The sequence below is a fragment of the Pseudomonas sp. ESBL9 genome (assembly GCF_036668715.1).
Taxonomy (GTDB): domain Bacteria; phylum Pseudomonadota; class Gammaproteobacteria; order Pseudomonadales; family Pseudomonadaceae; genus Aquipseudomonas; species Aquipseudomonas lundensis.
In genome coordinates this window covers 12,406-28,303 of the sequence record NZ_JAZEVV010000012.1, presented here as the reverse complement: position 1 = coordinate 28,303, position 15,898 = coordinate 12,406, and the positions used below count along the sequence as shown (strand labels likewise).

At 54.1% G+C, this 15,898-nt stretch carries 8 protein-coding genes; 5 read left to right on the top strand and 3 right to left on the bottom strand.

Features of this window, described 5'->3' with window-relative positions:
* Window positions 1-18 precede the first annotated feature (18 nt).
* The 5 genes from fliK (at window position 19) to V6F78_RS21750 (ending at window position 6,235) form a co-directional block, all read left to right on the top strand.
* On the top strand, window positions 19-1,590 hold the full coding sequence (gene fliK / locus V6F78_RS21770) for a flagellar hook-length control protein FliK (protein WP_314400629.1): 1,572 nt from the start codon (window positions 19-21) through the stop codon (window positions 1,588-1,590).
* Window positions 1,587-1,904: an EscU/YscU/HrcU family type III secretion system export apparatus switch protein gene (locus V6F78_RS21765; protein ID WP_332728259.1), complete on the top strand. Its 318-nt coding sequence runs from the start codon at window positions 1,587-1,589 to the stop codon at window positions 1,902-1,904. Before fliK ends, V6F78_RS21765 begins: the two co-directional genes overlap by 4 nt.
* A 485-nt stretch (window positions 1,905-2,389) precedes the next feature.
* Window positions 2,390-3,525 (top strand): IS3 family transposase gene (locus V6F78_RS21760; protein ID WP_222933236.1). Its coding sequence is split into 2 segments (ribosomal slippage): window positions 2,390-2,642 and window positions 2,642-3,525, totalling 1,137 coding nucleotides; the frame shifts between segments, so codons are not numbered across the junction.
* A gap of 261 nt (window positions 3,526-3,786) precedes the next feature.
* A complete protein-coding gene (locus tag V6F78_RS21755; protein ID WP_332728256.1) occupies window positions 3,787-4,560 on the top strand; it encodes a thioesterase II family protein in 774 nt (257 codons plus the stop codon).
* Between the two features lie 37 nt (window positions 4,561-4,597).
* Entirely contained in the window at window positions 4,598-6,235 is a 1,638-nt protein-coding gene (locus V6F78_RS21750; protein WP_332728255.1) for a cyclic peptide export ABC transporter, read from the top strand.
* A 276-nt stretch (window positions 6,236-6,511) separates the two neighbouring features.
* Here the strand turns inward: V6F78_RS21750 and V6F78_RS21745 are convergent, their stop codons facing one another.
* From V6F78_RS21745 to V6F78_RS21735, 3 genes are all read right to left on the bottom strand, one after another.
* Window positions 6,512-6,739, bottom strand: a complete 228-nt coding sequence (locus tag V6F78_RS21745) for an MbtH family protein (RefSeq protein WP_332728253.1) — start codon at window positions 6,737-6,739, stop codon at window positions 6,512-6,514.
* A gap of 96 nt (window positions 6,740-6,835) precedes the next feature.
* A complete protein-coding gene (locus V6F78_RS21740) occupies window positions 6,836-15,169 on the bottom strand; it encodes an amino acid adenylation domain-containing protein (protein WP_332728251.1) in 8,334 nt (2,777 codons plus the stop codon).
* A gap of 255 nt (window positions 15,170-15,424) precedes the next feature.
* Window positions 15,425-15,871, bottom strand: a complete 447-nt coding sequence (locus V6F78_RS21735) for a GNAT family N-acetyltransferase (protein WP_332728250.1) — start codon at window positions 15,869-15,871, stop codon at window positions 15,425-15,427.
* Between the last annotated feature and the right edge of the window lie 27 nt (window positions 15,872-15,898).

The following is a 15,898-nucleotide window of genomic DNA, read 5'->3' as shown; positions in this document are numbered from 1 at the left end:
TTTCGACAGGTTGTAACGATGAAAGGCGACATGAATATTCCTCCGCTCCCACCCGCCGTCACAAACGGTGCGCGCGCAGGCGTGGTCGGCGGCGAGCTGCTGAAATTGTTGCAACCCCTCGATGGCTTGATTGGCCCCGGTCAGAGCGCCAAGGCCGAAGTGCTGTCGCTCAAGCAGGACGACCTGGCGTTTCAACTGCTGCTCAAACTGACGCTGGCGGGCGGGCGCCAAACCCACGTGCAAGCCAACAGCCCGTTCCCATTGCCGCAAGGCACGCAACTGGCCGTCACCCAACCGACCTCCGGCAGCCTGGCCATCAGCGTGCAGCAGGCACTGAGCAGCAGTGTCGCCACCCTCACCCGCCTCGACACCGGGCAACTGCCCGTCGGCACCTTGCTGCAAGGCAAAGTGCTGACCACCCAGCTCGTGCCGCAACCCACGGGCCAACCGGCGCTCTACCGCTCCCTGGTGACCCTGCTCAACACCGCGCTGAGCGGCACCACCCTGGCACTGGACAGCCCGCAGCCCTTGCGCATCGGTAGTCTGCTCACAGCCCAGGTACAAGGTGAGCAAAGCCTGCAGTTCGTCCCCTTGAGCGGGCGACAGGATCAACTGGCGATTGCGCAACAACTGGTCACACAACAACGCGCGCAGGGCTCGTTCGAAGGGCTGCTGAACGCCTTGCGAGCGCTGCCGCCGGACGCCACGTTGCCGGCCGACCTGCGAGCGTCCATCGACAAACTGCTGGCGGGCCTGCCCACCCCCGCGCAGTTGAGCACCCCCAAAGGCTTGAGCGATGCCCTGCTCAACAGCGGCGCGTTTCTGGAGGCCAAGCTGTTGGGTGGCCAAGCACACCACCTGGCCCCTGACCTCAAAGCCACGTTGCTGCGCCTGATTGCCCAGATCACGCCGGGCGTGGCGGCCAGTAGCGCATTCAACCCCGGCGTGGCCGCCAGCGCTCAGGCGCAAGCCATGCCCACGTTCGTGCGCAACGCCCTGGGCATGCTCGGTCAGGTCAGCGCCAAGCCCCAACCGGGCGGCTTCCCGCTGCCCGGCCGCACCCTGCAAAGCGCAGAGGGCGAAGACAACCTCGAAAGCCTGTTAAAACTGGCAGCGGCGGCCATTTCCCGCCTGCAAAGCCATCAGCTGTCCAGCCTGGAACAAAGCGGTCGCACGCCCGACGGCGGCGTCCTGACCACCTGGCAGCTGGAAATCCCCCTGCGCAACGCCCACGACATCGTGCCGTTGCAAGTGAAATTCCAGCGCGAAGACCCGCCTGAACAGGCACCCGAAGAAAAGCGCGAGACCCGCGAAGTCAAAGACCCGCTGTGGCGCGTGGAACTCGCCTTCGACCTGGCTCCGCTCGGGCCGCTGCACGTGCAGGCGCAACTGTTGCGCGGCACCCTGTCAGGGCAGCTCTGGGCGCAACACGCCTTCACCGCCGACCTGATCGACAGCCAGCTCGGCCTCTTGCGTCAGCGCCTGAACGACGCCGGCCTGAGCGTGACCGACCTCGACTGCCATCAGGGCACACCGCCCCAGGGCAACCACAAGCCGCTGGAACAACGCTGGGTGGACGAAACCGCATGAGCACACCCAACCCGCCGCGTCAGGCCATTGCCCTCAAATACGACGGCAAACAGGCACCGACCCTCACCGCCAAGGGCGACGACGAACTGGCCGAAGCCATCCTCACCCTCGCCCGTGAGTATGACGTCCCGATTTACGAGAATGCCGAACTGGTGAAACTGCTGGCGCGCATGGAGCTAGGGGACAGCATCCCGCAAGAGCTGTACCGCACGCTGGCCGAAATCATCGCCTTTGCCTGGCAACTCAAAGGCAAATTCCCGGCAGACTTCGACCCTAATCCACAACCGCAAGAGCGGGATGTGACGCCAAAGTAAAAACCGCTTGCTCGCGATTTATCAGCCATTACCCGGCACCAACTTTAAAAGACCTCTCGCACTCACACAGTACTTTTCGACCGCTTCAGTGCCCCCTGCTTTCAACAACTCGCGCTCTATAAGAAAGGTTTATGTTTTCCAGCCATGCCTTCACTTCCGGATATTTGTAGGTCGCGTAGTTGTCGATAATCAAATGCAGCTGAAGCGGCCCGCGCTCGCTTTATGTACGGCTGACAGAGCGCCCATCAAACGCTGGTTTGCTGGACATCAACGCATGTAGCGCCCTAGTGTGCTGTTTTCGAAATAACCCTTCACCGATTTTGACTACACTTGCAGTGTCATCCTGGACTGCCCCCGGCACCGTAGACATCTCCAGCCTATGCTTGGACTGCCCCCGGCACCGTAGACATCTCCAGCCTATGCTTTGGACTGCCCCCGGCACCGTAGACATCTCCAGCCTATGCTTTGAGCATAGGAGGAAGTCTATGAGCACCCAACGATTTACCCCGGAATTCAAGGCCGAAGCCGTCAGGCAAGTCATTGAACGCGGATACTCCGTTTCGGAAACAGCCGAGCGCCTTGGCGTGTCGACCCACAGCCTGTACAAGTGGGTTAAATCCGTGACGCCTGACAAGACCGAGAAACAGGCCAGCGAACTGCTCGAAGCTAAAAGCGAGATTTTACGGCTGCGAGCCCAAATGCGACGCTTGGAAGAAGAGCGCGACATATTAAAAAAAGCAGCGCGGTACTTTGCCAGGGAGCCCGAGTGAAATACCGCTTTATGAACGAGCATCGCCATCAATACGCGATCACTACGCTGTGTCGGGTTTTGCAAGTTGCTCGTGCCGGGTTCTATCAATGGCTGCACAAACCAGTTTCTGATCGCGAACAGGATAACGCTCGACTGTTAGGGCTTATCCGCGATTCCTATGTGGCTAGTCGAGGCGTCTATGGTGCCCGACGAGTGTTTGCCGACTTACGTGAAGCGGGTGAAACCTGCGGCAAACACCGGGTGGCCGGGTTAATGCGCGCGAATAAAATTAAAGCCCTTAGAGGCTACAAAGCCCCTCGCCCTATCAAAGGACGACCCTCGATTATTGCCCCCAATCGGCTCAACAGGGCGTTCACAGTGGACGCCCCGAACAAGGCTTGGGTGACCGATATCACTTACATCCGGACATGGCAGGGTTGGTTGTACTTGGCTGTCGTGCTAGATCTTTATGCTCGCAAGGTGGTCGGCTGGTCAATGAAACCGACGCTAGCTAAGGAGTTGGCGTTGGATGCCTTGCTGATGGCGGTTTGGCGCCGCAAACCCAAGCACCGAGTGCTCGTCCACTCCGACCAAGGCAGTCAATATGGCAGCGATGACTGGAAGCGGTTCTGCCTGGCCAACCAGCTGGAGCCCAGCATGAGCCGTCGGGGAAACTGTTGGGACAATGCCGTGGCCGAGTCTTTTTTCAGCAGCCTGAAGAAGGAACGCATCCGTAAGCGGATCTACAAAACCCGGGATATGGCCCGGGCCGATGTGTTCGATTACATTGAAGTATTTTACAACCGAACGCGTCGTCACAGTCACCTGGGCGGCGTCAGTCCTGAGGCCTTTGAAAGTGCCTCACTTTGAGGCTGGAAAATGTCTATGGGAACGGGGGCAGTCCAGTTTCAAATGGCCCGGAATCCTGGGATACCCTCAAATGAGCTATGCTCATTGATCAGCCGAGACGGGAGGAGAATTTCAAGGTCTACGGGGGCGCAAGGTCTGGAAGCTGCTCATTCGCGAATGAGGCCACGATACCGTTTGTTGCAGCGCTGCTTGGCAATAAATTGAGAGAATCGCGAACTCCACTAGTCAAATATCTACTCTACAGGAATTTAATTACTAAATATGTCAGCAAAATCCTGGTTCTCTAGAGAGGCTGGAGACTCTCGGCGTCTTCGTCTGTACTGTTTTGTGCACGCCGGAGGCAACAGCGCTATGTATCTGCGATGGCGTCCTCAGTTAGGTGAAAGCGTCGAGGTTTGTCCGGTTCAATTACCTGGTCGCGGCAGCCGCTTTCTGGAGCCGCCAATCGACACGATCTCGGAACTGGTTTCTGCAATAACAGAGGCTTTCGCAGAAGAATCACGCGGGCCATTCGTTTTTTTTGGGCACAGTATGGGCGCATTGCTCGCATTCGAGATATGCCGCCGATTACAGGCCTTAGCACATCCATTACCAGAACTACTTATCGTCTCCGGATGCAATTCGCCGCAACATTTTCCTCCCCCCAAGGGATTGTGCCGGATGCCAGATGAGCAATTGATCGACGAACTTTACAACTACAACGGTACGCCTCCCGAGGTGCTGAGAGACGCAGACTTGATGTCCCTGCTGCTACCGGCAATCCGTGCCGATTTCTCCGTCTTAGAGAATTATCGATACCAGCCGGGCTCGCCGCTAACGATTCCAATCACTGCGTTTGCTGGCAGAGAGGACACAACGCGCATTTCGGAAGTAGAAAAATGGCAGCACGAAACCACGGCAGAGTTTCGACTGCATTGGTTCGACGGCGATCATTTTTTCGTTCAGTCCGAAGGTAAGAATGTGATCGCACGGATCATGGATGAGGTCAGTAATTTGACCGGTCCTTCGCGATTGGCTCACATAACGAAACTTTAACCCCCAGCCATTATTATGACAAACGGCGGTTAGACTTATGGATTTTTTGTCTTACCTTTATCGGCGTTCTTGGCCCCTCCTGCTGGCTGCCACGCTGGCCAGCTTGATCGCTGGTGCCAGCGGTGTTGCGCTTATCGGTATAATTACCAGAATCCATCCCGGAGCCGCCAGTCAAGTCACGGTGCTATTTTTCGGCGTATGTGCCCTTCATTTGTTGGCGCGCACGTTCTCTCAAATTGTACTGTTGAACCTGACACAGGGTTCCATACTTGATATCCGCCTCGACATGAGTCGAAAACTGCTGGCAGCACGCTTGCGAATGCTCAATCAGCAGGGCAAGTCCGAACTGCTTACGATCTTGACCCGGGACATCGAGTCGCTCATCGTCGCCATGACCATAATTCCGCTGGTGATGACGCATACAGCGATCGTACTGGGATGCTTGGCCTACATGGCGTGGTTAGGATGGGAACTATTCTTGGTGTTCCTGATTACCCTGGGGATAGGTGCATTCACCTACCATTGGTTCAAGCGTCCCATCTTACGCCAACTCGTATCACTGCGCGAAGAGACGGGGCGACTTTACGGACATTTTCACGATCTCGTCGAAGGTAGCCGAGAACTGCAGCTAAACGCGAAGCGTGGGCAGATATTCATTAACGATGTTCTGGGTCCGGATGCGGCGCAGCTCAAGCGGTCGTATATCGCGACTTACTCCCGACTGGCGCTGATTACAAATTTTGGTGATGTCCTGTTTTATGTAGTGATCGGCGGCCTGCTGTTTGTTGTCACGCACTTTCTGGACTATGACGTCGCGGTGCTGACTGCGTTCGCCATGATCGTGCTGTACTTGATGGGCCCGCTGAGTGCGACCATGAATGCGATACCTGTGATCGCAGAAGGCACTGTCGGCTTCCGTCAACTCGGCAGACTGGACGCAATGCTCTCCAACGACTCGCAGCAAGGCGCACCGCTGCCCAACCCATTTGCCAATAGCGCTACGTTCTCTTTGGTGTTAAACGAGGTCTACCACCACTATCCAGGAGATAGCGGCGACGATCGCTTCCTGCTCGGTCCACTAGACCTGCGCATCGGACTTGGCGAGATCCTGTTTATCATCGGCGGCAACGGTAGCGGTAAAACTACGCTGGCGATGCTGCTGCTGGGCCTCTACCTCCCAGAACGAGGCACGCTGCGGCTCAATGGTGTTTCTGTAAGCGAACACAACGTCCACCATTATCGCAGCCACTTTTCAGCCGTATTTGCGGATTTCCATTTATTTCGCCACCTGTTGCTCGAACCGGGTGAAGAAACCAGCACACAGGCCGCTCACTACCTAAACAAGCTAGGCCTTGGCAGTAAGGTGGAGATTGTGAATGGCATGTTTTCAACATTGAAACTGTCTTCGGGCCAGCGCAAGCGTCTTGCTCTAATCTCGGCCTATCTTGAAGACCGCCCGGTTTACCTGTTTGACGAGTGGGCGGCCGACCAAGACCCGGTATTCAAGCGGGTGTTCTATTTCGAACTACTGCCCGAATTACGGGCACGCGGCAAAACTGTGATCGTCATCAGCCACGATGATGCCTATTTCGCGCAGGCCGACCGCATCATCCGCCTTGAGGACGGACAGTTAATCACGCTCGCCCGAAACGAGGACCGCGAAAGTTGCACTTAAGCGCCAGGCCGAAACTTCCATGGCAGACCGTGTGCGCCGCATTGCAGTACTTGGGCTGTCCCACTCGGCTACACCGCTGGTGTCAATACACAATCCAGCGCTGTTCTTGGCGAGGCTAGGCGCTGCAGGCAAGTGGTATCGTGCACTGTGTCTTGGCTCATCAGCAGCTTTACCAATACCACCAAACCCTGCTCAAGTTACAACCCACTCTCTGAGGGACTGGCACTAACCTATAGAGCAACTCAAGACATCTCGCCACTTACGTAATGTGGTTTTTCAGTACAAAGTATCCACAGCCGTGCCCATTTTGCGCCGCAGCGAAAATGGACGGATGTCGTTCCACACTTCTTTGATATGCGCTAGGCAGGATTCTTTCGAACCGTGTACGCCTAACTTTCTCCATCCCGGCGGCACAGCTTTTTCGGCGGCCCAGATCGAGTGTTGTTCCTCCTCATTGATAACAACCTCATAGATGCCTTCTTCTGGCTGCATTTCCATTGACATAAAATCTCCAAAGTATAAGTCGCAGAATGCACACTGCCCAAGCCGGGCATCCTCCAAAAGGAGCACGCCCGACAAAAACACGCTTTCTACATCACGTCAGACTCGACGGGCCGATTGGCAGAGGATTGAAACAACATCCGCAAGAGCAGCAAGCGTTGACTTGACAAATATAAGCTTCAGCGGCAACTCGACGCCTAATTCGCGCGACACCTGCGATGCCAGACGTATCACCAACAGCGAGTTCCCACCCAACTCAAAGAAATCGTCGTTAATCCCAACCTGATCGACTGCCAACACGTCTCGCCAGATCTCGCACAACACGCTTTCGACTTCCGAGCGGGGTTCCAGATAAGCGTTATGATTGCCTCGACACGGGACGTCGGCAATAGCGCGATGCTCCCTCAACCCACCCACAGTCCACCGCTCTCGTTCGGCCTCGGTCATTACGAAAATGAGCGACGCAGGCAGGCTGGATTGCGTATCGATGGCCTCGACCAGCGCTGCCAAAGCGGCCTTTACATAGCCAACCACCTGTTCCGCATCGACTGACGAGTCGAGCTGCAAGTCCAAGATGAAATCATCGCCGTAGTCGTCTATCGCCAGATAGATGGGGTAGTTGGTACGCTCCTGACCTGTAATAACATCGAATGTCGAGTCCGCCCTGGAATGACGGCAATTGAGCACGGAATTAAACAGCGGTGTACCCACTGGCTGATTCGCGCAGCTCTGGGCCATCGCCAGGGACGCATGTTCATGCAACAGCAGGTCCAACAGCGATTGGTGGGTTTGCCTGACCAGTTGCAACGCGTTCAGGTTGCTCAGCTTGATACGAATGGGCAACGTGTTAATGAACAGGCCCAAGGTACTTTCCGCGCCAACGGTGCCTTGCAGGCGCCCCGATACCACGGATCCAAACACCACATCGTCTCGCCCGGTAGCATTTGCCATGACGATCGCCCAAGCCGCGTGGAACAAGGTCGGTGGCGTGACCTGCAGGTTCCTGGCGATCACCCGCAATCTCGTACTGATCTGGACCGCGACCAGTTCCCTGATCTCGACGATCCGCGAGCCATCGCCATGAACGTCGGTCAGATTGAACAGTGCTGCCGGCGCTTGCTGGTCGCCTAGCATCCGTCGGAAATAAGACTGTGCATCTTTGCCAGCCTGATGCTCGACATGAGCGATAAACTCGCGGTAGGGAACCGTGAGCGGCAGGAGATGTGCTTGCCCGCTGCGGAACTGATGGATCTCCCGCTGGATGATCTCCATGCCCACATGGTCAAACGTAATATGATGGACTCGAATCAACACGAGATAGTCATCGGCCTTAAATCCAGGCGCTACATGCACCGTCATTAATGGCGCCCGTATGATATCCATCTGCTGATTTTCAGGGGCGCTGAGCATCTTCATATAAGCCAGCGCGTCCTGACCTTCCTGTAGCTCTACAAAAGTGACAGAAAGTTCGACCAGGCGATACACCACCTGCACGGGTCGAGACAGCCCCGCCCACATGAAGGCCGTACGCAACACATCATGGCGGTCGAGCAAAAACTGCATGGCCTCCAGGAATGTTTTCAGCTCCTCGTTTCCTTTGAGCGTGAACAGCGTGGGAATCACATAAGGGTCGATTTCCTTGTGAAGCAGGTGATGGAACAAGATGCCCTCTTGTAGAGGCCCAAGAGGATAGATGTCCTGGATGTTGGCGGCACCTCCCGGAACCTGAGCAACGATACTGCCGATCTCGTCGCAGTCCAGCTCAACCAGTGACAACATGCAGGGCGAGATCTGCGCGCACTTCTCGGGGATGAGATTGATTGGCGCCTTGAACGCCAGTGTCACGGCCTCTTGCGACTGTGTGATCGAAGCAGCCAGATCCGCCAGGGTTGGCGTGGTGAACAACTGGCGCGCCGTCATCACAATGTGCTCACGCTGCATGCACGCTATGACTTGCATGACGAGCAGTGAATGACCACCTAACTCGAAGAAATTGTCGGCAGTTCCAATACGTTCGACGCCCAGCACTTCCTGCCAAACCGCGCAGAGTCTTTCCTCCATCTGCGTTCGCGGCGCGACGTAATTCTGTTGCTGGGTCGTCGTATCAAACTCAGGCAGTGCCTTCCGATCAACTTTGCCATTCGCTGAAAGCGGCAGTTGGTGCAGAAGTACGAAAGCAGACGGCACCATGTAGTCGGGAAGCACTTTGGTGAGGTACTGACGCAACGACACATTCAAGGCCAAGTGCTTTTCGTCAGTCGTGGAGTCGGCCTCATGAAGCACGACATACGCCACCAAGCTCCCCTCGTGATCAGCCGTATGCGTGATCGAGGTGACTGCATCCTTGACCTTTTCATGAGAAATCAGAGCGTTGTCGATCTCTTCGAGTTCGATTCGAAAACCGCGAATCTTGACCTGAAAATCTTTGCGTCCGAGAAATTCGATATTACCGTCAAGTTGCAAGCGTCCCAGATCACCTGTTTTGTACATCCGCTCCCCAGTCAAAGGATGAATGATGAAGCTGCTCTTCGTTTTCAGGTCGTCGCGCCAGTATCCAAGTGCCACTCCGGCCCCACCAATGTAAATTTCACCAGTGACGCCGTAAGGTGCCGGTCGCAGATCGCTGCCGAACACGAACATATGCTGATTGGTCAGCACCTTGCCATAAGGAACGCTTTTGCCAATCTTCGATACCTCATCAATGTGATAGATACTCGAGAAGATCGACGCCTCGGTATTACCGCCTAGGTTGACTTGTCTCGCATCCGGGAACTGAGCCGCAATGTGGGCTGGCAAATCGGTCGGGATTCTGTCTCCGGCCATCATGATCAACCTTAACGGCCGGCTCACACCCTTGCAGGGCTCGAGCTTCGTGAGTAGCTGCATATAGGCTGGAACGGTATTCCAGATAGTTACTGCTTCCGTTTCCAGATAGCGGTTCCACGCCACCGCATCCTTGGCTTCGCTGTTCTGCGCAAGGACGATAGTCCCGCCCACCGACAACAGGCCGAAGACATCGAACACCGATAGATCGAAATTCAGGTTCGAAAGACCCAGGATACTGTCATCGGCATTGATGTCGAACCGCACGCACAAATCATCGATGGTGTTGGAGGCACCTTTATGAGAAACCATCACCCCTTTCGGTACCCCGGTTGAACCCGACGTAAAGATGACGTAGGCGAGTTCGTCGACGCCAGTGCACGGATCCAGGCCTTCCACCGCGGGCTCAGCGACCGCGCAGCGCTCAAAATCACTATCGATGGAAATGAATGACAATGGCGACTCGGCCAACAAGCTTCGGGCAAATTTCGGAGTGGCGACAACCTGACCTACTTCTCCCAACTCAAGCAGCAACTTGATGCGTTCCAAAGGCAAATGCGCATCGATTGGCAAGTAGGCGGCCCCTGATCGCAATATCCCAAGAACAGCCACCACCTGCTCCCACCCCTTTTCCATGACTATTGCGACCAGTTTGTTGGTCTCACAACCTCCCAGGATCAAACGCTCACCGAGCTTACCGCTCAGCAACCCCAACGCTTCGTACGTCAGCGATTTTTCTGACGTTTTAACGGCAATCTTGCTGCCCCGTATCTTTATCTGCTCTAGAAAGCGCGACTGCAACAGTCGTGGCTGAAGTTGCACATCGAGCGCACTGCCAGTCGAACCCAACTTCAGCAGTTCCTCAAGCTCCGGCTCGCTTAGCATGTTCACACTCAGCACGCTGACATCTGGAGCATTCGTCAACGATTCAAGCAGCATTTCGAAATGACGCGCCATGCGCTCAATCGTCTCCGAATCGAACAGGTCGGTATTGTATTCCCAAGCCAGCGACAACCCGGCCGGATGTTCGGTGACGAACAGGGTCAGGTCGTACTTTGCGATTGCGCCAGGCTGCTCCAGCCTGCTGAACCTGACGCCTGGCAGGTCCAGTGTGCTGGTCTCATTGTTCTGCAACACCAGCATGATCTGGAACAAGGCCGCATGATTCATATGGCGGTCAGGCTGCAGACGCTCAACAATCTGTTCAAAGGGCACTTGTTGATGCTCATAAGCATCGAGAAGAACGGCTTTACTCTGTTCCATTAATTGCGCGAACGAAGAGTTGCCGGAAAGATTGCTGCGTAACACTAGAGTGTTAACAAAAAATCCAATCAAGTCCGCAGTCTCCGACTGCTCGCGATTAGCAATTGGCGTCCCGACCACGATATCGGCCTCGCCGCTGTAGCGCGATAAGAGCACCGAAAAGGCTGCATGCAGCCCCATGAATAACGTAGCGCCATGTGCCTGGCACAAACGACTCAATGCTTTGCCTGTGTGCGCATCAATATGAGAATGCATCGTGGTGCCGGCAAAGCTCTGTATGCGTGGCCGCGGTCGATCAAACGCGAGCCCGTGTGCTACCGGCAGATTCGCCAGTTGTTTTTCCCAATAACTGACCTGTTTCTCCAGGATATCGCCTCGAAGCCAGTTACGCTGCCAATGAGCATAATCGGCGTACTGTATTTCCAAAGGTGGCAAGGGGTTCTCCTGACCTCGTGCGAATGCGTCGTACAGTGCGCTGAACTCTTTGATCAGGATCGATATAGACCAGCCGTCCGATGCGATGTGATGCATCGTCACCAGCAGAATATGTTCCTCTTCTTCCAGTTTGATTAATCGCGCGCGAAGCATCAGATCTGTGTTGAGGTCGAAGACGCTGTTGCCTTCAGCACGCATGAGTTGATCGAGCTTGCTTTGCTGCTTCCCACTGTTAATCCCCGTCAGATCGGTCTTGTGGATGATGAACTCCGAGGAAGGCCGGATAACCTGGAAAAGTTGCCCGCTCTCATCAGCGCTTAAGCAGGTCCGCAAACTCTCATGTCGCTGCACAATGACTGCAAAGGTGCGATTTAATGCGCCAAGCTCTATCCGGCCCGATAACCTGAGCGCACTTCGCATGTTGTAATGCGCACTGCCGCCATCAATCTGATCCAGAACCCAGAGACGTTGCTGGGCAAATGACGGCAACATCAGCCGTTCGCGCTCAACGCGTACGAGAGGCGGCCGATCAATATCAACATCTAGCCTCAGGAGTGTTTGCGCCAAGGTGGCCGGAGTCTGGGCGGTAAAAACGGTCTTGATGGCTAACGAGACGTTGAACGCTTTAGCCACCCGCGATACCAGTCGGGTGGCCGTCAGGGAATGGCCCCCCAACTGGAAAAAATTGTCGGTAACACCGACACGCTCCACACCTAATAGGTTCTGCCAAATTTCACAGAGAACTTTCTCGGTTTCGTTACGCGGTGCAACATAATGTTGGAGGGCGGCGACATGTAGGTCGGGCAAGGCGTTGCGGTTCACTTTACCGCCAGGTGTAAGCGGTATAGCCTCCAACAGTACCAACGCAGATGGCAGCATATAGTCAGGCAAAGTCTTCGCCAGATGAGCGCGTAAGGCTTCAATTGTCAACTCTTCGCTGCTGAACGTGGCGTTTGCGTTGATCACCACATAGGCAATCAGACATTTATCACCGGTAGCCGTTTCTCTTGCCAGTACCACCACGTCTTTGACATCAGCGTGAGCGTTGAGGTTTTTCTCGATTTCACTCAGTTCGATACGGAAACCGCGTATTTTCACCTGATGATCTATTCGCCCCAAGTACTCCAGATTTCCGTCCGATTGCCAGTGGGCCAAGTCCCCGGTTTTATACATGCGCTGGCTGCTCGCGGGATTACCCTGGGCGTGAAATGGGTTGGCAATGAACACTTTTTCGGTCTGTTCAAGATCCTGCCAATAACCATTACCGACACATGCACCAGAAATATATAGCTCCCCCGCTACACCGACAGGCACAGGTGCAAGGTTCTGATCAAGGACGTAGACGCTGACATTATTGATCGGCTTACCGATCGGAATACGTGCTGGTGGAATCTCGGGAATTCGATAAAAAATGACGCCTATAGACGTTTCGGTGGGGCCATAGGCATTGATCAGGTCAATGGCCGGATAAGCTTTCTTAAACTTTCTGGCAGCGCTAATGATCATCGCCTCGCCACCCACGACCAGTGCTTTCAGCGTACTCAACGGCGCGGCTGGCCATTCCCTGCTGTCAAGTTCTTCGACAAGTGCAGAAAACAATGCAGGAGTGAAGTCCGCAACCGTGACAGCATTCTCCGAAATCGACTCTATAATGCTGCCGACATCGAAACTCTTGTCCGTATCTGGAATAAAGCAGCTTCCCCCACTCAGTAATGGCCAAAAAAATTGCCACACACTGGAGTCGAAGCAATGATGGGTTGTCTGCATGACAACCTCATTATTCGCCTTAAAGAAACGGTCCATGAATGCCAATCTGTTCACAATGCCTTTGTGCCGATTGATTGCACCTTTTGGGTTACCCGTAGATCCCGAGGTATGGATGATATAGATTGGCGAGTCCGCAGCTAGGCGCAGCCTTGAGTTATCGGAACGTGATTTCACGCGCAACAGATCCACGACATGGGTATTCCAACCGTCTGTAAGATCGGAAGAGATTGAGTCGTCCACCAGCACGACTTGGGCCGCTAATTTGCCCAAAACGGTCTGGATTCTGTCGACAGGCCAGCGCAGGTCAATAGGCGCGAAAACGGCCCCGGATTTCATTACCGCCATGAAGGCCAACGGCACCTCGACACCCGCTTTCATCAAAACTGGCACGACATCGCCAGGCCCTACGCCTGCAGTGAAAAGTGCGTGCGCTAAACCGTTGGCATACCCATTAAAGTCTTCGTAACTGAGGCTGAGGTGGTCGTTGAAAATCGCCTTTCGACTCGGGTGCTTCAAGACTTCGGCTTCGAAAAGTTCGTGAACGAGCTTGCCCTGAGGGAAACTTGCAGCTGTATCGTTCCACTCGACCAACACTTGATGGCGTTGCGCATCGCTCAGAATGTTGGCGCTGAATACGCTCGCGTCAGGACTCGCCAGCATGTTGGTCAGCAACGTATTGAAATGGTGGGCCATGCGTTCGACGGTACCGGCATCGAACAGATCGCTATTGTATTGCCAGTCGAACAGGAGTCCTTTCGTACTTTCGCTTGCCTTGAGCGTCAGGTCGTACTTGGCACTCGTGTCTGGTTGATCCACGAAGCTTAGGTTGAGCCCTGGCAGGTGCAGCGTGCTTTGCTCAATGTTTTGCAGCACCAGCATGATCTGGAATAGCGTACCGTGACTCAGGCTTCGTTCCGGTTGCAAGCGTTCGACGATTTTTTCGAAAGGTACCTGCTGATGCGAATAAGCGTCTAATAAGGTTCCCTTGCTCTGTTTGATCAGTTCAGCGAGCGAAGGTTGATTGGATAAGTGACTGCGCAATACCAAGGTATTCACGAAGAAGCCAATCAACCCGGAAATTTCGGATTGCTCACGGTTGGCGATGGGAGTTCCGATCACGATGTCATGCTCATTGCTATAGCGCGACAAAAATGCCGAGAATGCCGCATGCAGCCCCATAAACAGGGTTGCACCGTGCGAGCGACATAGACTCTTAAGTTGTACGCTCATCAACGCACTGAGCCTAGAACTGTAAACCTTACCTGAGAAACTTGCTGCGCTCGGCCGCGGGCGGTCCAGTGGCACACTATGCGTCACGGGCAGATCGGCCAATTGTTCTTCCCAATAGCTGAGCTGCTCCTCCAATACGTTCCCATGTAACAAGTTACGCTGCCACACTGCATAATCGGCGTATTGGATCGCTAGTGGCTCCAACGGATTTTCCTGGCCCCGTATATAGGCGGCGTACAAAGCGCTAAATTCACGAATCAAGATAGGTGTCGACCAAGCATCAGACGCAATGTGATGCATGGTTATCAGCAGAATGTGCTCATTTTCGGTCTGTTTTATTAATGTGGCACGCAACAACAGATCCGAACTCAAGTTGAACGGCCGGTTCGCCTCCTCACTCATCAATTCGGCGATGAGTGTTTGCCTCTTACCCTCCTCGTATGAGGATATATCCCTCAGCGTAACGGAGAAATTGGGCGCCGGACAAATCACTTGACAGAGTTGATCCTCGTCGTGGACCGCAAAGCAGGTACGCAGACTTTCATGACGTTCCAAAATTGTTATAAAGGTGCGATTAAGCGCCTCAAAATTGATAGCCCCCGACAACTTCAACGCACTGGGCATATTGTAATGTGCGCTGCCATTATTGATCTGGTTGAGCAGCCACAATCGTTGTTGGGCAAACGACAGCGGACAGGGTGATGAATCTTCGCGCTTGGTAATACGCAACGACGGCTGTAATATTGCCGCCTGCTGCGACTTCAGAAGGGCGATAATTTCTTTTTTGTTGTCAATTACAAGTTTCTTGATGTCTTCGCTTAACGCTCCTTTCGGCGCCATATAAACCAGGCTGTCATCTTTCAAAGAAAGGCGGATCCCCTTCTTGGCCACCAACGACATAACTTCATTAATCATCTCGAAATCACCTTCACTTTGAAAGTTTTTTATTTGAGGTATCCGCGAGCTCTGCGTCTACCCGTCACAAAGCAGGTATCGATCCGCTTGGAACCGACTATGGCAAAAGGTGGACACTACGAATTTATCTTGGGTCAGTTGGTAAAGAGTTGCAGGCCCAACATGAAGGAGCTTCCATGCGATATTGAAAAATGTATCCAGCCTGCCGATTTTCCGCATCCTATGGAGCAGGTCTGTATGCAGCAGAGCTCTCTCTTAGGCCATCGATACCCACTCCATGGTCTGCACCTTAATGTGCGGATGGCTTGATAGCTCTTCAAACTCATCAATAAATACAAAACCCTGTTTTTTATAAAATTGGAACGCTCTTAGATTATCCGGAGATACGTTTAGAATCACGCGCTGGTACTCCATATCAATCGCACGAGCTTTTACTGCATTGACTAAATGCTCCGCAACGCCTGAGCCTCGATATTTCGAATTTAGCCACATACCGATCAAGTTAAAGTGACCAGTTTGATCAACGCCAGCACCTATCATCCCAACCGGCTCATCCCGATCAAGAGCTAACCAAAAATGTGGCAGCCTTTCCGATGATGCGAGTTCCTTCCATCGCTCATCGGTGTAAGTAATAGCGGTCTTGTAACTGACACCGAATGCCTTCGGCGCATCAAGAAGCGCTTGGAGTCGGACGGTTTTCAAGCTAACCCAGTCCTGTACATTTGTTTC